The 21,368-nt window shown below is 64.0% G+C and carries 19 protein-coding genes, 1 tRNA gene and 1 pseudogene; 6 read left to right on the top strand and 15 right to left on the bottom strand.

Going from position 1 to position 21,368, the window contains the following annotated elements; genetic code table 11:
• Positions 1–6 precede the first annotated feature (6 nt).
• A complete protein-coding gene (gene murA / locus ABFC66_RS08255) occupies positions 7–1,269 on the bottom strand; it encodes a UDP-N-acetylglucosamine 1-carboxyvinyltransferase (protein ID WP_346740472.1) in 1,263 nt (420 codons plus the stop codon).
• A gap of 130 nt (positions 1,270–1,399) precedes the next feature.
• The gene (locus ABFC66_RS08250) at positions 1,400–1,561 is read right to left on the bottom strand and encodes a hypothetical protein (protein WP_346740471.1); all 162 of its coding nucleotides are present in this window, start codon (positions 1,559–1,561) and stop codon (positions 1,400–1,402) included.
• 197 nt (positions 1,562–1,758) lie between these two features.
• Between ABFC66_RS08250 and ABFC66_RS08245 the strand changes: the two genes are divergently transcribed.
• Positions 1,759–1,833: transfer RNA gene (locus tag ABFC66_RS08245), tRNA-Thr, on the top strand.
• A 149-nt stretch (positions 1,834–1,982) separates the two neighbouring features.
• Positions 1,983–2,288 (top strand): hypothetical protein, encoded by a 306-nt coding sequence (locus ABFC66_RS08240; protein WP_346740470.1) that lies wholly within the window; start codon positions 1,983–1,985, stop codon positions 2,286–2,288.
• A gap of 62 nt (positions 2,289–2,350) precedes the next feature.
• Here the strand turns inward: ABFC66_RS08240 and ABFC66_RS08235 are convergent, their stop codons facing one another.
• Together ABFC66_RS08235 and ABFC66_RS08230 are read right to left on the bottom strand one after the other, a co-directional pair.
• A complete protein-coding gene (locus tag ABFC66_RS08235; RefSeq protein WP_346740469.1) occupies positions 2,351–3,754 on the bottom strand; it encodes an aldehyde dehydrogenase family protein in 1,404 nt (467 codons plus the stop codon).
• Positions 3,755–3,886: 132 nt separating this feature from the next.
• A complete protein-coding gene (locus ABFC66_RS08230) occupies positions 3,887–4,147 on the bottom strand; it encodes a hypothetical protein (RefSeq protein ID WP_346740468.1) in 261 nt (86 codons plus the stop codon).
• A 248-nt stretch (positions 4,148–4,395) separates the two neighbouring features.
• Here ABFC66_RS08230 and ABFC66_RS08225 point away from each other — a divergent pair, with 248 nt between their 5' ends.
• Positions 4,396–5,163 carry an RNA methyltransferase gene (locus ABFC66_RS08225; protein WP_346740467.1) on the top strand — a complete coding sequence of 256 codons (768 nt, stop codon included), beginning with the start codon at positions 4,396–4,398 and terminating at the stop codon, positions 5,161–5,163.
• 3 nt (positions 5,164–5,166) lie between these two features.
• Here ABFC66_RS08225 and ABFC66_RS08220 read toward each other — a convergent pair whose 3' ends face one another.
• The 5 genes from ABFC66_RS08220 to ABFC66_RS08200 form a co-directional block, all read right to left on the bottom strand.
• Positions 5,167–6,588: a deoxyribodipyrimidine photo-lyase gene (locus tag ABFC66_RS08220; RefSeq protein WP_346740466.1), complete on the bottom strand. Its 1,422-nt coding sequence runs from the start codon at positions 6,586–6,588 to the stop codon at positions 5,167–5,169.
• 53 nt (positions 6,589–6,641) lie between these two features.
• The gene (locus tag ABFC66_RS08215) at positions 6,642–7,523 is read right to left on the bottom strand and encodes a TIGR00730 family Rossman fold protein (RefSeq protein ID WP_346740465.1); all 882 of its coding nucleotides are present in this window, start codon (positions 7,521–7,523) and stop codon (positions 6,642–6,644) included.
• A 99-nt stretch (positions 7,524–7,622) separates the two neighbouring features.
• Positions 7,623–8,396, bottom strand: coding sequence for an ABC transporter ATP-binding protein (locus tag ABFC66_RS08210; protein ID WP_346740464.1), 774 nt, complete (start codon positions 8,394–8,396; stop codon positions 7,623–7,625).
• A complete protein-coding gene (locus ABFC66_RS08205) occupies positions 8,393–9,391 on the bottom strand; it encodes an iron ABC transporter permease (protein WP_346740463.1) in 999 nt (332 codons plus the stop codon). The genes ABFC66_RS08210 and ABFC66_RS08205 overlap by 4 nt, the downstream gene beginning before the upstream one ends.
• Entirely contained in the window at positions 9,391–10,242 is an 852-nt protein-coding gene (locus ABFC66_RS08200) for an ABC transporter substrate-binding protein (protein WP_346740462.1), read from the bottom strand. Before ABFC66_RS08200 ends, ABFC66_RS08205 begins: the two co-directional genes overlap by 1 nt.
• A gap of 153 nt (positions 10,243–10,395) precedes the next feature.
• Here ABFC66_RS08200 and ABFC66_RS08195 point away from each other — a divergent pair, with 153 nt between their 5' ends.
• A complete protein-coding gene (locus ABFC66_RS08195) occupies positions 10,396–10,869 on the top strand; it encodes a DUF3237 domain-containing protein (RefSeq protein WP_346740461.1) in 474 nt (157 codons plus the stop codon).
• On the opposite strand, the gene ABFC66_RS08190 is transcribed toward ABFC66_RS08195, so the two are convergent.
• From ABFC66_RS08190 to ABFC66_RS08175, 4 genes are all read right to left on the bottom strand, one after another.
• Positions 10,870–12,165 (bottom strand): MFS transporter, encoded by a 1,296-nt coding sequence (locus ABFC66_RS08190; protein ID WP_346740460.1) that lies wholly within the window; start codon positions 12,163–12,165, stop codon positions 10,870–10,872. It abuts the gene before it with no gap.
• 64 nt (positions 12,166–12,229) lie between these two features.
• Positions 12,230–13,192, bottom strand: coding sequence for a hypothetical protein (locus ABFC66_RS08185; protein WP_346740459.1), 963 nt, complete (start codon positions 13,190–13,192; stop codon positions 12,230–12,232).
• A gap of 191 nt (positions 13,193–13,383) precedes the next feature.
• The gene (locus ABFC66_RS08180; protein WP_346740458.1) at positions 13,384–14,343 is read right to left on the bottom strand and encodes a ribonucleotide-diphosphate reductase subunit beta; all 960 of its coding nucleotides are present in this window, start codon (positions 14,341–14,343) and stop codon (positions 13,384–13,386) included.
• Positions 14,344–14,499: 156 nt separating this feature from the next.
• Entirely contained in the window at positions 14,500–16,491 is a 1,992-nt protein-coding gene (locus ABFC66_RS08175) for a ribonucleoside-diphosphate reductase subunit alpha (protein WP_346740457.1), read from the bottom strand.
• A 391-nt stretch (positions 16,492–16,882) separates the two neighbouring features.
• On the opposite strand from ABFC66_RS08175, the gene pip reads away from it, so the two are divergent.
• Complete coding sequence (gene pip / locus ABFC66_RS08170) at positions 16,883–17,848, top strand: prolyl aminopeptidase (RefSeq protein ID WP_346740456.1); 966 nt, start codon at positions 16,883–16,885, stop codon at positions 17,846–17,848.
• Between the two features lie 25 nt (positions 17,849–17,873).
• A complete protein-coding gene (locus tag ABFC66_RS08165; protein WP_346740455.1) occupies positions 17,874–18,635 on the top strand; it encodes a type 1 glutamine amidotransferase in 762 nt (253 codons plus the stop codon).
• Here the strand turns inward: ABFC66_RS08165 and ABFC66_RS08160 are convergent.
• Both ABFC66_RS08160 and ABFC66_RS08155 read right to left on the bottom strand, forming a co-directional pair.
• Positions 18,613–19,385 (bottom strand): annotated as a pseudogene (locus tag ABFC66_RS08160) (SDR family oxidoreductase). The gene ABFC66_RS08165 and the pseudogene ABFC66_RS08160 sit on opposite strands and share 23 nt — an antisense overlap.
• Before the next feature lie 65 nt (positions 19,386–19,450).
• A complete protein-coding gene (locus ABFC66_RS08155) occupies positions 19,451–21,265 on the bottom strand; it encodes a potassium/proton antiporter (protein WP_346740454.1) in 1,815 nt (604 codons plus the stop codon).
• Between the last annotated feature and the right edge of the window lie 103 nt (positions 21,266–21,368).

Below are 21,368 nucleotides of genomic sequence, written 5' to 3'. Positions count from 1 at the left end.
CTGCTCTCACGATGCCTTGGCGCGCCAGATATCGGCGCCGCAAGCCCTGAGCTTTTCCTCAAGACGCTCGAAACCGCGATCGAGGTGATAGACGCGGTTGATCGTCGTCTCGCCCTCGGCGGCAAGCGCGGCGACGACGAGCGCCGCGGAGGCGCGCAGATCGCTCGCCATGACGGGCGCGCCCTTCAGCTTCTCGACGCCGCGAACCAGCGCCTTGTCGCCATGAAGCGAAATATCCGCGCCGAAACGCGCCAGCTCCTGCACATGCATGAAGCGGTTTTCGAAAATCGTCTCGGTAATTTCCGACTCGCCGTCCGCCGTCGTCATCAGCGCCATGAACTGCGCCTGCAGATCGGTCGGGAAACCGGGAAACACCTGCGTGACGGCATTCGTCGCCTGAAGCCGCTCGCCATTCCTGAATATACGCACCTGCCCCTGCTGGACATCGACGCCCGCGCCTGCCGCGCGCAGCACCGACAGCGCCGCGTCGAACGTCTCGGCATCGACGCCTTCGAGCGTGACCTCGCCGCCCGTCATGGCGGCGGCGATGGCATAGGTGCCCGCCTCGATCCGGTCGGCGATGACGCGGTGGGTCGTGCCATGGAGCTTCTCGACGCCTTCGATGCGCAGCGTCGAGGTGCCGATACCCTCGATCTTCGCGCCCATGGAAACGAGACAATGAGCGAGGTCGGAGACTTCCGGCTCGCGGGCGGCGTTTTCGAGCACGGTCTCGCCCTCGGCCAGCGTCGCCGCCATCATCAGCGTATGCGTGGCGCCTACGGAGACGATGGGCGAGCGGATGACCGCGCCCTTGAGGCCCTCGGGCGCCCTGGCCAGCACATAGCCTTCCACCAGATCGATCTCGGCGCCCATCTTCTGGAGGCCCTTGATGTAGAGATCGACCGGCCGCGCGCCGATGGCGCAGCCGCCGGGCAGCGACACCTTGGCCTCGCGGCAGCGAGCGACGAGCGGCCCCAGCACCCAGAAGCTCGCGCGGAACTGGGAAACGATTTCATAGGGCGCCGTGGTCGAGGTGATTTCCGGCGTATGGATCGACACCGAATCGCCGTCGCGCTGGACGTCCGAGCCCATCACGCCGAGAAGCTTGGCCAGCGAACGCACATCGGTCAGCGCCGGAACATTGGTGAATTTCACCGGCTCGGCGGTCAAAAGGGCAGCCGTCATCAACGGCAGGGCCGCGTTCTTGGCGCCGCTGATCGGAATGGAGCCTGACAGCCGGCGTCCGCCGCGAATGTGAATAGTGTCCATGATGGGTCCGCTGGGCACGGGGCCTGAATGCCCCGGGCGACCACGGATTTATAGGGGCGCGCGCCCGAAGAGTCACGGGGAGCCGGTCATTTTGGCCCCCGAACCCCTTCGCTCCATGGGGAGAAAAGGCTTATTTGTCGCCTTCGGCGTCGCGGGCCTTGGCCTGCGCCTTGCGCTTGCGGAGATTGGCGCGCAGCGCCTCGGCGAGGCGGGCTTCCTTGGCCTGCTGGCCCCGGGCGGGACCCTGGCCGTGGGGGGCGCGGGTACGGTTGTCGTCGGCCTTGTTTTTCATGGCTCTCGGCCCTTTCGAGGCGTCATCTGAGCCCCGCATATGGCCCATGTGAAACCGGGCGTCAACAGCATGGCCTTAACCTGCCATTCCCTGTTGCATGAAGGGGGCAGGCTGTGGCACTTTCCGCGCGCCCGAAAGAGGTTCGGCTTCTGCCAGACCTTCCCTTTCGCTCCCCGGCTGTCGGGGCAACAGAAACGGCCCACGTAGCTCAGTGGTAGAGCACTCCCTTGGTAAGGGAGAGGTCGAGTGTTCGATCCACTCCGTGGGCACCAGTTTCCTCTCGAAAATCCAGCGCAACAAACGCCGTCCCGGCCTGCCATCGCCGATGGTGCGAGCCTAAACGCCCTGTTCACGAGCGGTTCAGCCAGCAAAGTCCATGCTTCATTCGCTGGCTTAGGGGGCCTTGCGTCGGAGTTTAGCCATGAACGGATCGAAAAGACTCACACTGCTCGTCGCAATCGCCGCGACGGTCACCATCGGCTCGTTGAGCTTCGGCGCCGGAGCCGCCCGCGCCGACGATGACGAAGAGGACTATCGGCCCCAGGTCCAGTGCGATTGGGATGGCGACGACTGCCGCTATGTCGAGCCCGAACGGACCGTCAGAACCGAATGCGACTGGGACGGCGACGACTGCCGCCAGCTTGTCTGCGACGAAGACGGCGACCGCTGCCGCCCGATGGCCGAGCGGTATGAGCGCCATGCCTATCACCACAGAGGATGGTGGTAGGTACACAAACGCCGCCGCCCGTTTCCGAGCGGCGGCGCAATGCGTCGTAAAGTCGGATCAGATCAACGCGCGATGTTGATGATCTTGAGCTGCGTGAATTCAGCGAGGCCTTCTTCGCCGAGTTCGGTGCCGATGCCGGACATTTTCGAGCCGCCGAAGGGAATGTTCGGGGCGAGTTCGGCGTGCTTGTTCACCCACACCGAGCCCGACTCCATCTTCTCGGCCAGCTTGTAGGCGCGGTCGAGATCGGTCGCCCAGATCGAGCCGCCAAGCCCATAGGGCGAGGCATTGGCGCGGGCCACCGCATCTTCCGGGTCGGAATATTTGATGACCGGAAGCACGGGGCCGAACTGCTCCTCGTCCACGAGGCGCGCACCGTCGGTGATGTCGCGCACGATGGTCGGCTTGATGAAGTAGCCGGCCTGATCGGGAACCGTGCCGCCCGCGATGACCTTGCCGGTCTTCTTCGCGTCGTCGAGCAGTTCCTTCACCTTCTCGAACTGCATCTTGTTCTGGAGCGGCCCGAGCTGCGTGCCCTGTTCGAGGCCGTTGCCGACGATGGCGGCGTCGGCGATCTTCGCCAGCTCGTCGCACATCTCGTCATAGATCGACTCATGCACATAGAGCCGCTTCATGGCGATGCAGACCTGGCCGTTGTTCTGGAAGGCGCTCTGGAAGAGCTGCGGCGCCGCGGTCTTGGGGTCCACGTCGTCGAGCACGATGCCCGCGTCGTTGCCGCCGAGTTCGAGCGTGATGCGCTTCAGCGTCGCGGCGGCGCCCGCCATGACCTTCGCGCCGGTCGCGGTGGAACCCGTGAACGAGATCTTGCGCACATCGGGATGCGCCGTCAGTTCGCCGCCGAGATCGTTCGCGTCGGTGATGAAGTTGATGACGCCCGCAGGCAGCGCGTCCTTGATGAGCTCGCCAAGCTTGAGCGTCGCGAGCGGCGTCGTCGGCGCGGGCTTCACGACCAGCGTGTTGCCGGCGAGAAGCGCGGGCGGCACCTTGAAGGCCATGAGGATCAGCGGGAAGTTCCACGGCACGATGGCGCCGATGACGCCGAGCGGCTTGCGATGGGCTTCGACGCGGCGGTTCTCGCTGTCGTCGATCACCTTCACCGGCAGATCGAGCATGGTGAAGTAGCGGAAGAAGGCCGCCGTGCCATAGACCTCGCCGGTCGCATCGCCGATGGGCTTGCCCTGTTCCTGCGTCAGCAGGCGGGCGAGTTCGGCTGCATTGGCCTCGATGATGTCGGCGATGGCGCCCAGCGCCTTCTTGCGCTCGGCGATCGGCGTCGCGGCCCAGGCGGGGAACGCGGCCTTCGCGGCGGCCACGGCCTCGTTGAGCTGCGCTTTGGAAGCACGCGGGCATTTCGCCAGCACTTCCTCGGTCGCGGGATTGATGACATCCATCGTCTGGTCGCCGGCAACGAGCTTGCCGCCGATAAGGAGCTTGAAATCGCTCATCTGCTTCTCTCCCTGTACGCGGACCTTGAGGCCCGTCGCCTTCTGTTCTGTGCCGACACTATGCCAGAACGCGGCAGATCGGAAAGCGGGGAGAATGGGAGCGGCGTGGAAGCGCCGCTCCTTGACCCAGCGTCAGCGGATCGGAATCACGACATTGAGCGAGGGCGCCCCATAATAGACCGGCGGCGGTGCGTAATAGACCGGCGGCGGAGGCGCATAGAAAACCCGGGGCGGCGGCGGCGCCCAATAGATGTCGGGACCGTCGTAATAGCGCACCCAGCCCGGATGATAGTGGCGATCCCAGCGGCCATGGTGTTCCCAGCGTTCGTGCCGCCCATGTCCGTGGGGATCGGCCAATGCGGGCGTCGCGGCAACGCCGCTCGCCAAAGCCATTGCCGCCATCGCGGCGAGGAAAAACCTTCGACCCCGCGCAGGCTTCCCGGCTTGCTTGCAAAGACTGTTCATGTTCCCACCTTCCAGATTTTTGCCGGCAACCGCGACGGGCGATGAGCCCCGCCGCACATGCAGCCGTTCTGCTGTCGAGGCTAGTTGGGCATCGCGTCAAAAAAGCGGCATAATTGAGGGACTTTCAGGGGAATTTGGGCGAGAGTGCCGCTCCACATGATCGAGGTTGAGGCAGGATGAGCGGCGGCACCTATTGGCGCGTGATCGAAAGTTTGCATAACCCGCAAGCCAGGCTGTGGGAGCAGATCACCGAGAGCCGGGGCATCAAGAAACACGGCGAGTTCCTGCTCGCCGGCCGAAAATCGGTGCCGGAAGCGCTGGCGCTCCACCCCATGCGTTTTCACGCGCTGCTCGCGCTCGATCCCGCCCAGATCGAGGGCTGGGACATTCCCGATCACATCGAGAAATATCGCCTCTCCCGCGCGCTCTTCGATGCGCTCGACGTGTCGGGCACGGGCGTTCCGCTTCTCGTCGGCAAGGTGCCCGCCATGTCGCAAGCCGATCTCGCAGCGGCGCCGAAGGGGCTTGAGCTTGTTTGCGCGCTCGGCGATCCGAACAATCTGGGCGCGGCGCTGCGCAGCGCTGCCGCTTTCGGAGCGAAGCGCATCATTCTGATGAACGAGGCGGCGCACCCCTTTCACCCCAAGGCGCTGCGCGCTGCGGCGAATGCCCAATTCGAACTGACGCTTCTGCGCGGTCCGTCATGGGAAGACCTCGATCAGGCTACGGGGCCGATCTTCGCGCTCGATGCAGGCGGCGAAGACATGGGCGCGCTCGACTGGCCGCGCGACCTGCGGCTCGTTCTGGGCGAAGAAGGTCGAGGCATACCGGGGTCGCTTAACGTCAGGCGCCTGACCATCCCGACGACCGGCGCGGTGGAGTCGCTCAACGCAACGGTGGCCGCGAGCCTTGCGCTCTACTCGCACTATCTCGCGACGCGCTGAAGATCAGCCCTTCTTGATGCTGGCAAGAGCCGCAAGCGCGCGCTCACGCGCCCGTGCGTGATCGACGATCGGCTTCGGATAGGTTGCGCCCAACTCGATCCCCGCTGCGGCGAGCGTTGCGGGCGGCGCCTCCCATGGACGATGGATATGGCGGTTGTCGAGCCTGGCAAGCTCCGGCACGTAACGGCGAATATATTGCCCGTCCGCATCGAACTTTTCGCCCTGTGTCACCGGATTGAAAATACGGAAATAGGGCGCGGCGTCGGCGCCGGAACCCGCCACCCATTGCCAGCCCGCGCGGTTATTGGCGAGATCCGCGTCGACCAGCGTATCCTCGAACCACTCCGCGCCGCGCCGCCAGTGAATGAGAAGGTCCTTGACGAGGAACGAGGCCGCTATCATCCGTACACGGTTGTGCATGTATCCTGTGGACCAGAGCTCGCGCATGCCTGCGTCAACGATCGGATAGCCGGTTCGCCCGCGCCGCCAGGCGGCGAGAAGCGCGTCGTCATGCGCCCATGGAAACTCCTCGAATTCCGGTTTCCATGCATGATCGACCATCTCCGGCCAGTGATAGATCAGGTGATGGGTGAATTCCCGCCAGCCGACCTCACGCAGGAACGACATGACGCCGCTCGCTGCGTCAGGCGTCGCATGCGAAGCGGCATCGGCCGCCGCCCAGACCTGCCGCGGCGAGATTTCACCAAAATGAAGGTGCGGAGAAAGGCGAGACGTTCCTTCCATTGCCGGGAAATCGCGCATGGTCGCGTAGCCGGCGACCAGCTCATCAAGAAAAAATGAAAGACGCGCCGCGGCATGTTTCTCGCCGGGCCTCCAGGCGGCGCGCAATCCTCCCGCCCAGTCCGGCTTTGCGGGGCGCAGATTCCACCGGGAAAGATCGTCCGATGGAAAATGCGCGGCAGCACGGAGCTTCTTCGGGGCGGGCAATGGAGCCGCAAAGGGCGCGCGAGCGGCGAGAGAGCGCCAGAAGGGCGTAAAGACCTTGTATGGTCCGCCGCTCCCCGTCTGCAGCTCCCACGGCTCCGCCAGCATTCCTCCATTGAAGCTCTTCACCTCTATGCCGGACGCGACAAGGGCCTGCTTCAGCGCCTTGTCCCGCGCAATCGACAAAGGCTCGTAGCAGCGATTCCAGAAGACGGCGCTTGCCTTCGTCTCCGCAGCAAGCGCAGGCAGCACGTCAGCGGCCGGCCCGCGCCGCAGCACAAGCGGCGCCGCGCGCCTTGCCAACTCACCGGCCAGCGCATCGAGGCTTCCATGCAGCCACCAGTTCGACGCTCCGCCGAGCGAAGTCGCATCATCGAGGATATAGAGCGGCAGAATCTCATCACCCGTTGCGACGGCCGCAGCAAGTGCCGGATTGTCGGCGAGGCGGAGATCATGACGGAACCAGACGATGACAGGCATGCGATCCTCTGCGGGAGAGTTTCAGTATTCTACGCCGTGCCTCGATCGCCGGATCAGAGCGGTTCGCTTCTCTGCATCGGCGGCTCCTTGGGGCCGGGCGCGTTGAAGACGGTGATGTAGTTCCAGGCCTCGTCGGCGCTTTCCACGAAATGGAAAATCTCGAGATCCTTCGGCGCGATCGTACCCTCGTCCACCATGGCCTCGAAATTGATGATGCGCCGCCAATATTCCTCGCCGAACAGCAGGACCGGCATCGGCTCGATCTTGCCCGTCTGGATCAGCGTCAGTGTTTCGAAAAGCTCGTCCAGCGTGCCGAAGCCTCCGGGAAACACGACGAGAGCCTTCGCACGCATCAGAAAGTGCATCTTGCGCAGCGCGAAATAGTGAAACTGGAAGGTCAATTCCGGCGTGATGTAGGGATTGGGCATCTGCTCGCGCGGCAGCTTGATGTTGAGCCCGATGGAAACGCGGTTCGCGTCCGCCGCCCCGCGATTGGCCGCTTCCATGATGCCGGGTCCACCGCCCGTCATGATGACGTAGTCGCGCCCCTGCCCGTTCTGCGCCGCTTCGGAAACGAGGCGGGCGAACTTCCGCGATTCCTCGTAATAGCGGCAATGCGCGAGCTGATGCCTGCTGGCCCGGGCCGCACGCTGCAACTCGGGATTTCCCGGGTCGGCAGCAAGCGCCGCCTCGGCCTCGTTGCAATGACTGTCCGCTGCCTCCGGCGAGGGCACACGCGCGCTGCCGAAGACGACGATGGTCGAGCGGATATTGTGCTCCTCCAGAATGATTTCGGTCTTCAGGAGTTCAAGCTGGAGGCGTACGGCGCGGAGGTCATCGCGCAACAGGAAATCGGCGTCCTCGAAACTGAGCTTGAATGAGGGCGAAAGGGTCTGTGGCGTGTCGACCGTACTGTCGTGGGACGGCTTGTTCATGCTGGCGCTCTTCGTCTGGACATCCGGCGCTGAAGCTCTCTCCGCGCGAGGGCCTGAGGATAAAGAGTTTCGGCGGACGATACGAGGGCCTGCGGCGCCTTATTCGACGCGCTTCAGAAGCCGGACATGGAAGCCCTGCCCCTCGCCGTCGACCAGAGCCTCGACGTGATAGACCTCGCGCAACGTCTCCGGCGTCAGAACCTCAGCGGGCGCGCCGTCGGCGCGAATCCGGCCCTCATCGAGCAGGATCAGCCGGTCGCAATAGCGCGCGGCGAGCGACAGGTCGTGCAGCACCGCAATCACCATGCGCCCCTGATCGACATAGGCGCGCAGCACTTCCATGACGCCGAGCTGATGATAGGGATCGAGCGAGGCGACGGGTTCGTCGACGAGCAGAAGCTCCGCCTCGACGGCGAGGGCGCGGGCGAGCAGGGCGCGGGCGCGCTCACCGCCGGAGAGCGTCAGCACGTCGCGGTCGCGGAAGCGCGTGACCTCCGCAAGCTTCATCGCCCGTTCGATGGCGGCTTCGTCGGACGGTGTCGGCGCCCGGAAAGGTTCCAGATGCGGCAGGCGCCCCAAGGCGACCACGCGTTCTACGGAAAGTGGCCAATGGCTTTCGGCGCCTTGAGCAAGATAGGCGATCTTCCTCGCGCGGATGCGGGGCGCGAGTGCGTCGACATCCACGCCGTCGAGCGAGATGCTTCCCTCGAAGGGAATGAGGTTCGCAACCGAGCGGATGAGCGTCGTCTTGCCGGCGCCGTTGGGGCCCACAAGTCCGATGAAGCTCGGCCCGCACGCGGTGAAGGACGGTCCGCGCAGCACACGCGCGCCGCCGAGCGATGCATGAAGATTTTCGACGCGGAGTTCCATCACGGCGCCTCCCGCCGGGCGCGGAGGATCAGCCAGAGGAAAAACGGCGCGCCGACGAGCGAGGTCACCACGCCGAGCTTCGGCTCCGGTCCATCCATCGGCAGACGCACCAGAAGATCGGCGGCGAGCAACATGGCGGCCCCCGCAAGCGCGCTCGGCAAAAGCAGCTTGCCCGGCTGATAACCGACCAGTGGCCGCACGAGATGCGGCACGACGAGGCCGACAAAGCCGATGACGCCTGTGACGGAGACGGCGGCGCCGACCGCCAGGCCCGTTCCGATGACCGCGCGGGCCTTGATCGACTCCTGATTGAAGCCAAGCGTCGCGGCCGTGTCCTCGCCCAGCGTCAGCGCGTCGAGGCCGCGCGCCGTCGAAGCGACGAGCAATGCGCCAAGTGCCATGAAAGGCGTGGCGAAGCGCACCTGATCCATGCTGCGATCGGTGAAGGAGCCGAGGAGCCAGAAGATGATTTCATAAACCGCGTAAGGCGAGGCCGCGAGGCTGAGCGCAAGCGAGGTCAGCGCGGAGGTGAAGGCGGAGATCGCAACGCCTGCGAGAATGAGCGTGACGATGGAAGGGTTTCGCCCGCTGAGGAGATAGAGGACGCCGAGCGAAACAAGGGCTCCCGCGACACCACCCAACGGCACGAAGATGGTGGAGCCCGCCGCGAGACCGAAATAGAACACGAGCACCGCGCCGAGCGCCGCGCCAGACGACGCGCCGATGAGACCGGGCTCGGCAAGAGGATTGCGCAACAGCCCTTGCAGCGCTGCACCGGTCAAGCCAAGCGTCGCGCCGACGAGGAGGCCGAGCAAGGCGCGCGGCAGGCGCACTTCCTTGAGGATCAGCCAGGCGAGCGAGCGGTCCGTCTCGTCGACAGCATGAAGCTTTCCTACCAGCAACTCACCGCCGCGCCCGACATAAATGGAGGCGACAAAAAAGATCGCGGCAAGAAGCGCAAGACCGAGATTGATGAGGAGATAGTCGCGGGCGCGCATCAATTCACCTCATGCCGGTCGAAGCCGTCGCGAGCCGCCGCCAGCCTGTCCGCAATATCGGCGACGAAAGGCGTGCCGCAGGTCCAGAGCTTGGCCGGAAGATCCACGGCATGCGCATGACGGGCGACATAATCCCGGAGTGCGGGATGCGCCAGCACCGCATGCGCGAGCGAAGGCTCATTCGCGCGATAGACGCCGACGGCGACGAAGTCGGGGCGCTTGTCGATCAGCTCCTCAATCGTGAGATTGACGAAGCCGCCGCTCGATGGCGTCTCGACGACATTCTCGAAACCTGCATGCTCCAGCAACGCGCCGAGAATGGTGTTCGCCGCGGCGGCGCCGCCGAGATCCTGATAGATGACGCCGCGCAGCGGATGCGCGGGGGGCACACGCTTCGACGCGGCGAGCGAGGCGTTGAACCGCGCGATCCACGCCTCGCCGCGTTCGGGGTGGCCAAGCGCTGACGCGACCGCGCGCACATTGCCGCGAATATCCTCGAAGCTCGAAGCGTCCTTCACCTGCACAACTGGCACATGCGCGCGCGCCAGCAGGGCCAGTGTGAAGGGCGATGAATAGCGATGCGCGAGCACAAGATCGGGTTTCGCGGCGAGAATGTCCTCGGCAGTCGCGTTGTTCAGCGGCAGCTTCGCGGCGAGATCGGCGACGGGCGAATCCTCCGGATCGGCGGCAACGCGGAAAACGGATTTCACCGTTCCGGGATCGGCAAGCTCCAGCGCCAACACATCCGAGCAAAGATTGATCGAGACGATGCGCTGCGGACGCGGTCCCGCCGACGCAGCGTCAGCCGCGATCAGCGCCATGAGGACGAGAGAGGCCGAAAAAGCTTTCATTTTCCGCTCTTGCCGGAGGTGAACAAACCGGGCGAAATGATCGAAAGGGGCAAGCAAGGCCCCACGCCCAAGCTTTACCACGCCGGACGCCAAGGCTCCATGCATAGGGCCCGCCGGCGCCGAACTCATAAAAAGCCCGCGGAGAAGACGACCATGAGTGAAGTGCAAACCGAATTCCTGTTCGAGATGGATGTCGAGCTCGAAGAAAACTCGCTGGTCATTGGCGGCACGCCGGAGGGAATGCGGCTGGTCGCCTATGTGACGGGAGGCACCTTCGAGGGGCCGCGCCTTCGCGGCACCATTCCGCCGGGGGGCGGCGACTGGGCGACGATCCGCTCCGACGGCTCGCTGAAGGCAGATGTTCGCGTCTGCCTGACGACGCATGACGGGGTGAACATCTATGCGACCTATGGCGGGCGCATCGTCATGCCGCCCGAGCTGATGGGCGTGCTCGGCGACCGCGAGGCGGCGGCGGCGACCGATCCGTCGAAATACTATTTCCGCACCGCGCCCATGTTCGAAGTGGCGAGCAACTCGCCCTATGCCTGGCTCAACGGCATCGTCTCAGTGAGCCTTGGCCGGTTGACGCGGAAGGGCGTCGCCTATCGCGTCTTCGCCGTCAAATGATCAGGCGTTCAGCGTCCTGCGGGTGAGCTGAAGCCGTACGACGAGCGTCAGCACGCCCGCAGCGACGAGGGCGACGGCGAGTGCAAGCATGCCCGCCGAATAGCTCTGCGTCGTATCCTTCACCCAGCCGACGATGGAGGGGCCGACAAAGCCGCCGAGATTGCCAGTTGAGTTGATGAGGGCGATGCCGCCCGCCGCAGCCGTGCCACCGAGAAATGTCGGCGGCAGCGCCCAGAAGGGCACGATGGCGACATAGGTGCCGACGGCGGCGAGCCCGAGCGACAGGATGACGAGCGCAGGCGAATGAAGATAAGCGCCGCCGATGAAACCCACCGCACCGATGAAGGAGGCGATCGAGGTGTGCCAGATGCGCTCCTGCGTCCGGTCCGACGACCAGCCCCAGAGCGGCATGGCGACGGCCGCGACGACATAGACGGCGGAGACGATCCAGCCCGTCTCATGATTGGTGAAGCCCATGCCCTTCACCATCTGCGGCAGCCAGAGGCTTATGCCGTAAAGGCCGATCACGATGCCGAAATAGATTGCAGCCATCAGCAGCACGCGCGGATCGCGCAGCGCTGGCCAGAGCGTGTGATGCGCGTCGCTCGCTCGACTCTCCTCGCGGTCGCGCTTGAGACAGGCGGCAATGCGCGCCTTCTCATCGTCGCTGAGCCAGCGCGCTTTCGCAGGGCCGTCGGGCAGGAGCCAGAGCACCGCAATGCCGAGAAGAAGCGCTGGCACGGCTTCGAGAATGAACATCCACTGCCAGCCCTTGAGTCCGAGATGGCCGTCGAAGCCGAGAAGATAGGCCGAGACCGGCGCGCCGATGACGCTCGCCAGCGGAATGGCGATGAAATAGGTGCCGTAGTATTTCGCCCGCAGATCCGCCGGGAACCAGTAGGTGAGGTAGAGGATCATGCCCGGCGCGAAGCCCGCCTCCGCTGCGCCGAGCAGGAAGCGCAGAACATAAAAGCTCGTCTCGCTGCTGATGAAGGCCATGGCGCCGGAGATGAGGCCCCATGTGAGCATGATGCGGCAGATCCAGAGCCGTGCGCCCACCTTCTCGATGACGACGTTGGAGGGAATTTCGAAAATGAAATAGCCGATGAAGAAGATGCCGACGCCCCAGCCGAAGACTGCGGGCGAAAACCCCAGATCGGCATTCATGGTGAGGGCGGCGAAGCCGACATTCACGCGGTCGAGAAAACTCACCATGTAAAGCAGGATCATCAGCGGAATGATCCGGCGGCTCGCGCGCGCAAAAAGGCTGCGTTCCTCGGCGGTCAGCGTCGTCATGGGTTCCCCTCCCCGGTCTGTGGACGCGACCATAGGGGAGCGGACGCCGCGTGGGAAGTGTTCGCTAGGGCAGCTTTTTCAGACCCTGAATGGCAGGCTTCGGCGCGCGGGCTTCGGTGAAAAGGCCCCAGAAGGCTTCTTCGGGGTGGCTGCCCGCAACCGGGTTGAAATCAGCCGTCCGCCAGGGGGCATCGAAAGCGGCAAAGTAGGAGAAGGCATGGGCCTTCGAGGGCGGCATCTGGCGCTCCAGCGCGCGCCAGAAGGCGGCCTGTTTCGCCTCGTCATAGCCCATGTCCGCAGGACCAGTGGGCAGGCCCGTTTCCTTGATGAGGATGGGGCCGCAGAAGGAGCCCGCCAGCTTATCGACGATCTTCACGTCAAAGTCCGCCCAGTTCTCCGGGCCGGCCGTCTTGAACCAGCTCTCGAAGATCGGGTGCACATTCACCAGCAGGAAATCGAGATCGTCGCGCACATCGCTCGCGCCGCTTTCGAGGAACTGCGCGAAGGGTTCGGAGACGGTGATCGGAAGGTCGGGCACACGCTCACGGGTGAGCTTCACATAGCGGGCGAGCTGCTCCCATGTTCCGCGCTTGCCGAAGACGATTTCGTTGCCGAGCGAAAGGCCGACGACGAGCTTCGGATAGCGCCGCGCCAGCGTCAGCGCGTTGCGAAGTTCCTCCGGGTCGCCCGGCGTCCAGATGCCGATGATGATGGCCTTGTAGCCAAGCTCCTCGGCGATGCCGGGAATGAGCTCGCCGCCATCGCGCGCGGTGTAGGTAACCAGCGCATCGAACCAGGGGCGCAGGGCCTTGAGGTCGGCGCGGATGCTCTCCGCATTGGCGGGCTTCACCTCGCCCTCGATCACCTTCAGCGAAGTCGGCGTGTAGGTGACGAAGCGATCCTTCGTCATCGCGGCTTCAAGCCGATGCAAGGCGGGCGCGACCTTCGCGCGCGGCTCGCAAGGCTCGGCCGCGAAGGCGGCGCTTGAAACGAAAGACAGAATGATGACGGCGATGAATGTGCGCATGGGCGAAAGCCTATGCCAGCGCGTCCGGAAATAACAGGGGGTCAGAGCGCGACGCCGTGCCTGCCAGCGTTGATATCCGCCATCCCCAATCCGTCATGGCCCGATTTATTCGGGCCATCCACGTCTTTCTATCACTTGCTGAGGGAACCAATGGATCCCGGCTTTCGCCGGGATGACACCGGTGGGTGATGTCAGTCGAAAGCTTCGTCCCAGGTGCCCTTGGTCGAGGCCTTGGAATATTCCGTCGCGCGGTTCTCGAAGAAATTCGCGTGCTCGATGCCGTTCAGCATCTCGTCCATCCAGGGCAGCGGGTTCTTGTCCGTGCGGTAGATGGCCTGAAGATTGAGCTGCGTCAGGCGCCGGTCCGCAATGTAGCGAATGTAGCTCTTCACTTCGGCGGCGGTGAGCCCTTCGATGGCACCCATCTCGAAGGCGAGGTCAATGAAGGCATCCTCGTGGTGGATGATCGTCTCGCAGGCCTTGTAGATGTCGCGCTGAAGTTCTTCGGTCCAGACTTCCGGGTTCTCCTCGACGAAGGTGCGGAAGAGCTTGATCGCCGAATTGGTGTGCAGCGACTCGTCGCGCACCGACCATGTGATGATCTGGCCCATGCCCTTCATCTTGTTGAAGCGCGGGAAGTTCATGAGGATCGCGAAGGAGGCGAAAAGCTGCACACCTTCGGTGAAGGCGCCGAAGACCGCCAGTGTCTTGGCGATGTCTTCCTTCGTATCGACGCCCCATTCCTGCATGTAGTCGTACTTGTCCTTCATCTGCTTGTATTTCAGGAAGGCTTCGTACTCGGACTCCGGCATGCCGATCGTGTCGAGCAGATGGCTGTAGGCCGAAATGTGGATCGTCTCCATGTTGGAGAAGGCAGCCAGCATCATCTGCACTTCGGTCGGCTTGAAGACGCGCGAATAGTGCTTCATGTAGCAATTGTTCACTTCGACGTCGGCCTGAACGAAGAAGCGGAAAATCTGCGTCAGAAGATTGCGCTCGCCGTCGGTGAGCTTCTTCGCCCAGTCCTTCACATCGTCCGCCAGCGGAACTTCCTCCGGCAGCCAATGAATACGCTGCTGCGTCAGCCATGCCTCATAGGCCCAGGGATAGCGGAAGGGCTTGTAGACGTGACGTTCTTCGAGCAGCGACATGGGTTTATTCCCTATTCACCTGGTTCGTCATGCCCGGACCTGATCCGGCATCCGGAGCAGGAGGCCCTGCGCCTCCGGCTCCGGATTGCCGGGTCGAGCCCGGCAATGACGCTATAATTCAATGAAACGCTTTTTACCCGACGCGAATACCCTGCCTCACTGGCAGGCAAGGCACTCTTCGTATTCGACCGTTTCGCGGCGGGCTTCCGTCGCGACCTGATCGAGCGTCTTCACGTCGAGCTTCTTCGCCGGCACGAGCGAGACAACCTCCGCCTTTTCGGCGCGCTGGATCGAGAGCGAGCGGCAGTAATAGAGGCTCTTCACGCCCTTCTTCCAGGCCTGGAAGTGGAGCTGGTGCAGGTCGCGCTTGTGAATGTCGGCCGGCAGGAAGAGGTTCACCGACTGCGCCTGGTCGATCATCGGCGCACGGTCGCCCGCATGCTCGATCACCCAGCGCTGGTCGAGTTCGAAGGCGGTCTTGAAGACGTCCTTCTCTTCGTCCGAGAGGAAGTCGAGATGCTGCACGGAGCCGCCATTGGTGACGATGGAGGACCACACGTCATCCGTGTTCTGGCCCTTCTCTTCCAGCAGCTTCATCAGGTGACGGTTGCGGACGTTGAAGGAACCGGACAGCGTCTTGTGCGTGAAGCTGTTGGCCGCGATCGGCTCGATGCCTGGCGAGGTACCGCCGGTGATGATCGAGATCGAGGCAGTCGGCGCGATCGCCGTCTTGTTCGAGAAGCGCTCGTTGAAGCCGTAGTCCGCCGCATCCGGGCAGGCGCCGCGCTCTTCGGCGAGCTTCTTCGAGGCTGCATCAGCTTGCGTCTTGATGTGCTGGAACATGCGCTTGTTCCAGACCTTCGCCATCACGCCCTCGAAGGGGATCATGTTGGCCTGCAGGAAGGAGTGGAAGCCCATGATGCCAAGGCCGACCGAACGCTCGCGCGCAGCGGCATATTTCGCCCGCGCCATTTCGTCCGGTGCGCGGTCGATGAAGTCCTGCAGCACGTTGTCGAGGAAACGCATCGTGTCCTCGATGAAGCTCGGATGATCCTGCCACTCGAAGAAGGTTTCGAAGTTGAGCGAGGAGAGGCAGCAGACGGCGGTGCGCTGCTTGCCGAGGTGGTCGATGCCAGTGGGCAGCGTGATTTCGGCGCAGAGGTTCGAGGTCTTGACCTCAAGGCCGGCGAGCTTGTGATGCTCCGGCCGCGCATTGTTCACGGTGTCCTTGAAGATGATGTAGGGCTCGCCCGTCTCGATGCGCGAGGTGAGCATGCGGATCCAGAGCGAGCGCGCGGAAACCGTTTTCTGCACCGAACGGTCCTTCGGGCTCTTCAGTTCCCAGTCGCCATCAGCCTCGACCGCGCGCATGAAGGCGTCGGAGACGAGGATGCCGTGATGCAGGTTGAGCGCCTTGCGATTCGGATCGCCACCCGTGGGGCGGCGGAGTTCCATGAACTCTTCCACTTCCGGGTGATCGACCGGCAGATAGACGGCGGCGGAACCGCGGCGGAGCGAGCCCTGGCTGATCGCCAGCGTCAGCGAGTCCATGACGCGGATGAAGGGAATGATGCCGGAGGTCTTGCCGTTACCGTGGACCGTCTCGCCGATGGAGCGCAGGTTGCCCCAATAGGAGCCGATGCCGCCGCCCTTGGCAGCGAGCCAGACATTCTCGTTCCACAACCCGACAATGCCTTCGAGGCTGTCGGATGCTTCATTGAGGAAGCAGGAGATCGGCAATCCGCGCTGCGTGCCGCCATTGGAGAGGACGGGCGTCGCGGGCATGAACCAGAGCTTGGAAATATAGTCGTAGAGGCGCTGCGCATGGGCCTCGTCGTCGGCGTAATAGGACGCGACGCGGGCGAACAGGTCCTGGAAGGACTCGCCGGGCATGAGGTAGCGGTCGCGGAGCGTCGCCTTGCCGAATTCGGTCAACAGCGCATCACGGCTGTGGTCGAGCTTCACGCGATAGCCATGCGCATGCTGCACGGCCTGATCCATCTCGCCGAAGGGCATTTCCGGCTCGAGGAGGTCGGCGCGCGGACGCCGCGCCTCGCCACGCTTCGGTGCCAGTTCGCCCGTGATGAGACCGGAAAGCGCCGCCTCGATCTCGTTCGCATCGACAGCTTTCGACGTATCGTTCAGCATTGAATTCCCCTTCAGCCCCATTCGCACTCACCTCCGCCGCCACGGAAAAGCGCGACATATCCCGCCGGCGAAGGCATAAGCCTTCACCGTTCATCTGCCCGAACCGTGGGCAGAACCCAGATTTCGATGAATGCGCCGGCTTCTGCTCTATCTAGTGTTTCGCCGAAGCGCGACGCGTCCAGATATAGTAGCTCAGCTTTGATTCTCGTCAACGACTTGTGTCGGGCCGACGACAAAAAAGTAGTTAACATCTTACAGACGGACGTAGGGTCCGGGGGAAAAGCCGAGCCTTATCAAAGCCTTGATTCCGGTTGACGGCGCGCGGCCGGAAGCGCCGAATGCGCCCACGGGATTCACCCCATTTGCCAGCAGCGAAATCTCAGGATTCTACATGTTCGATACTGCCGCACGACGGACGCTCTACCCCGAAATCGAGCCCTACAAGACCGGCTATCTGAAGGTTTCCGACCTACACACGATCTATTTCGAGGAATGCGGCAACCCGGTGGGCAAGCCCGTCGTCATCATTCATGGCGGTCCCGGCGGCGGTTCGAACCCGACCATGCGGCGGACCCACGACCCCAAGGCCTACCGAATCGTCCTCTTCGACCAGCGCGGCAGCGGCAAGTCGACACCCCATGCCGAGCTGCGCGAGAACACGACCTGGGATCTCGTCGCCGACATGGAGCGGCTGCGGGAGCATCTGAAGATCGAGCGCTGGCAGCTCTGCGGCGGCTCATGGGGCTCGACGCTGGCGCTGGCCTATGCCGAGACGCACCCCGACCGCGTGACCGAGATCATCATGCGCGGCATCTTCACGCTGCGGAAGCGCGAGCTTCACTGGTTCTATCAGGAAGGAACGGATGCGATGTTCCCGGACGCCTGGGAGCACTTCATCGCGCCGATCCCCGAGGCCGAACGCGGCAACCTCATGGCGGCCTATTACAAGCGCCTGACCGGCGACAACGAGGCTGAGAAGCTCGCCTGCGCCAAGGCCTGGAGCACGTGGGAAGGTACGACCCTGTCGCTGCTGCCCGACGCCGACCGCGTGTCGCGCTTCTCCGACGGTCATTTCGCCATCGCCTTCGCGCGCATCGAGTGCCACTACTTCATGAATGAGGGCTTCTTCCGCCCACAGGATCAGCTCATCCAGAACGCCCACCTCTTGAAGGGCATTCCGGGCGTGATCGCGCAAGGCCGCTATGACGTGGTGACGCCGATGTTCACGGCCTGGGAACTCGCCAAGGCCTGGCCCGACGTGGAATTGAACGTCGTCCCCGATGCGGGGCACACGGCGACCGAACCCGGCATCGTCGATGTGATGGTGCGCGCCAGCGACCGCTTCGCTAAGGTGTGACGCCTCCCACGAAGAAGTTCTCCGCATGCGTATCCTCTTTCTCGTCAACGACACCATGTCGCCGCCCGGCGTGCTGCTCGATGAAGCGCGCGCGCAGGGGGCAGACTGCGAAGTCCGGGTCATCCATTACGGCTTCGGGGATCCTTCCCGGCCGCTCGACGAAGTGCCGGAAGGGCATCACGCGCATGACGGCCTCGTCATCATGGGCGGGCCGATGGGCGTCTACGAGGCCGACAAATACCCGTTCATCGACAAGACGAAGTCGCTCATTCGCAGCTTCCACGGCGCGGAGAAGCCGGTCATGGGGGTCTGCCTCGGCTCGCAGCTCGTGGCCAGCGCCTTCGGCGCCGACGTCTACAAGATGGGCGATACCGACGAGTTCGGCTTCCTGCCCCAGACCTGGCTCGACGCGGCGAAAGAAGACGCGCTGCTCCACGACGCGGAACCGGAGCTGCCCATCGTGCAGTGGCATCAGGACATATTCGAGATTCCCGCCGGCGCGGTGCAACTGTCGACGCGGCCGGTCTGGACCAACCAGTCCTTCCGCATCGGCGACAAGACTTATGCATTCCAGTTCCATCTGGAACTCACGCGCGAGACGCTCGAAGAATGGATGGCCCAGAGGGCGATCCATGAAGGCGTAGCCCTCACCGAGATCGAGGCCGCGATCGGACCGATCGAAGATGTGCTGAACCCGCAGCAGGATTTCGCGCGACGCGTGATGGCGAGGTGGATGGGGCTCCAGGGCCCCACCCCGGCCTTCCTCAGAAGTTCACCCGGCTCGTGAACGCGCCGTCGACCACCATGTTGATTCCGGTGGTGAAGGACGACGCCGGGCTCGACAGGAATACCGTCGCGTTCGCAATGTCCTGCGGGGTCGCCATGCGGCCCGTGAGGTTGCGATCCATCGCGCCCTTGAAGACGTCGGGCATGTGCTGCTCGATCATGTCCCAGACGCCGCCCTTGAAATAGACCGTGCCCGGAGAAACCGTGTTGACGCGGACATGCTTGCCGGCCTTCTCCTTGGCAAGCCCCTTGGCGAAGTGGATCTGGGCAGCCTTCATGGCGCCATAGGAATTGGCGCTGGTCGTCTCGGCAGCAGATATGGACGAGATGATGACGACGGAGGCATCGCCGTTCTTCTCGGCCGCTTTCTCGAGAAACGGCATGGCCGCATCCGTCGCGCGGACGGCGCCGAGAACGTCGATCTCGAAGCCTGCCTTCCACGCCGCTTCCGTGTTGCCGTTCTGAAGCGCCGAGGCGTTGGAAACGAGAATGTCGATACCACCGAGAAGAGCTGGCCCGCCTCGGCGATCCACGCCTTGAAAGCCTCGCCGTCGGCGATGTCGACCACGCCGCCAAAGGCCTTAACGCCCCGCTTCTGAAGGGACTCGACCGTTTCGTTCACCTGAAGCTGGTTGCGCGCGCAGATGGCAACGTCGGCACCTTCGGCGGCAAGCGTCTCCGCGATGGCCCGGCCAATGCCGCGCGTCGCGCCGGTGACAATGGCCTTCTTGCCCTTGAGATTGATATCCATGGCGTCCTCTCCCTGAGTTTTGTTTGGGAGAAGTGTAGGCAATTATTCCGCCGACACCAGAAACATCAGGAGAGAAACAGATCCTTCACAGAGTTCCTGATCTCGGCCAGACGAAGGCGCATGCGCGTCGCGGCGCTTTGTGGCGGCGGCGGGTCGAGGTCGAGGCCGATGCGCCGCGGGCTCCCCTCCTCGCCGATGGAGAGCGCGACGAGTTCGACCGTGCCGGCGCGGATGCGGGCGCCTTCATCGATATCCCGGCCAAGGCGCGCATGCATGAGGCTCGCCAGCGTGTGGTCGCGCTCATGCGGCGTGACGAGGAAGCCATACATGTCGGCAACGCTGCCCGCATTGGCGCTGCCATCGAGCTTGAAGTCGACCGAGCCTACATCCTTGACCCGCGCCCGCGCCTTGCGGGCGGCGAACAGGCGGTCGAGTTGCGAAAGCGCATCCGACTCGGTGAGCAACATGACGATGTCGCCCTCCCTGACGCCGTCGGACGGCAGCGTATTGCGCACCTGCCCATCGCGCATGATCGAGATGATCTCGGTGCCCTGCGGCAGCGGCAGGCGCGCCATGCGGCGGAGCGCGGCGAGGCTCATCGGATCGACCGTATAGGCAACGACCGTCTGCCCGACACCGGCCGGCAGATCGAGTTCGACGCGGGCGCGGGCGGCGGGGCGCGGCGGCAGCTCGACCTCCGTGAGCTTCGCGGCCCATGAAATCGTCCAGCCCTGCACGACGAGCGAGGCGATGACCACCACGAAAGCAACGGAAAAGATCGTCTGCGCATGGCGGACATGCTCAAGCACAGGGATCGTCCCGAGGAAGATCGGGACAGCGCCGCGCAAACCTACCCATGAGATGAAGCTCCGCTCGCCGCGCGCATATTTGAACGGCGCGAGCGAGAGAAACACCGCGACCGGACGCGCGACGAGGATCAGCACCGCCGCTATGGCCAGCGACGGCACCAGCACGCCGACGAGCCTCGACGGCGTGACGAGAAGCCCCATCATCAGGAACATGCAGATCTGGGCGAGCCATGAGAGACCGTCCGAAAAGCGGCTGATCTCGGCGGTGGCGCGGTGCGGATTGTTGCCGAGCGTGGTGCCGACGAGATAGATGGCAAGGAACCCGGACGCCTCGACCGTCTGCGCGGCGGCGAAGACCACAAGAGCCAGGGCGCCGGCGAAGATCGGATAGATGCCCGCCGAGAACTTGAGCCTGTTCACCGCGCGCAGCACGACCTGCCCGCCGACGAGGCCGAAGAGCAGGCCGCCCCCCATCTGCCAGAGAAAATCGAGGCCGAGCTGAAGCGCCGTCTCGCCCCATCCGCCCTTGGGAAAGCCATGCGCGGCAAGACCGACCAGCGCCAGAGTCATGAAGATCGACATGGGGTCGTTGAGACCGGATTCGACTTCGAGCGCTGAACCGACGCGCGGCTTGAGGCGCAGGCCCCGCAAATGGAGGAGCAGGAAAACGGCGGCGGCGTCCGTCGGACCGACAATGGCCCCGAGCAGCAGTCCCTCTACCCAGTTGTAGCCAAGCAGGTAATGGGCAGCGACGCCCACGATCCCCGCCGTGACGGCGACCCCGACCGTCGCGAGCACGATGGCCGGGGAAAGCGCATGGCGGAATTGCTCGCGCGTGGTCCTGAGGCCGCCGTCGAAGAGAATGACGGCAAGCGCAAGCGAACCGGTGAGGTAGGCCACCCGGAAATCCTGGAACTGGATACCGCCCAGGCCGTCTTCGCCCGCCAGCATGCCGAAAGCCAGAAAGACGAGCAGCAGGGGAGCCCCGATCCGCGAGGAAAGCACGCCCGCGAAGATCGAGAAGGTGATCAGTCCCGCTGCGATGAGAATGATGTGGTTGGCAAATTCCATGAAGTGGGGACGACATCCGGCATTAGGGGGAGAGTCTCGGGCGGCGCCAGGTCGGAATTGCGCCCACCGCCCATAAACGAACGGGCGGCGAGCGGCGAATGAA

This window comes from Parvibaculum sp., assembly GCF_039680535.1.
Lineage (GTDB): Bacteria > Pseudomonadota > Alphaproteobacteria > Parvibaculales > Parvibaculaceae > Parvibaculum.
The sequence above is the reverse complement of the archived record's forward strand: the minus strand, read 5'-3'. Positions and strand labels throughout refer to the sequence as shown.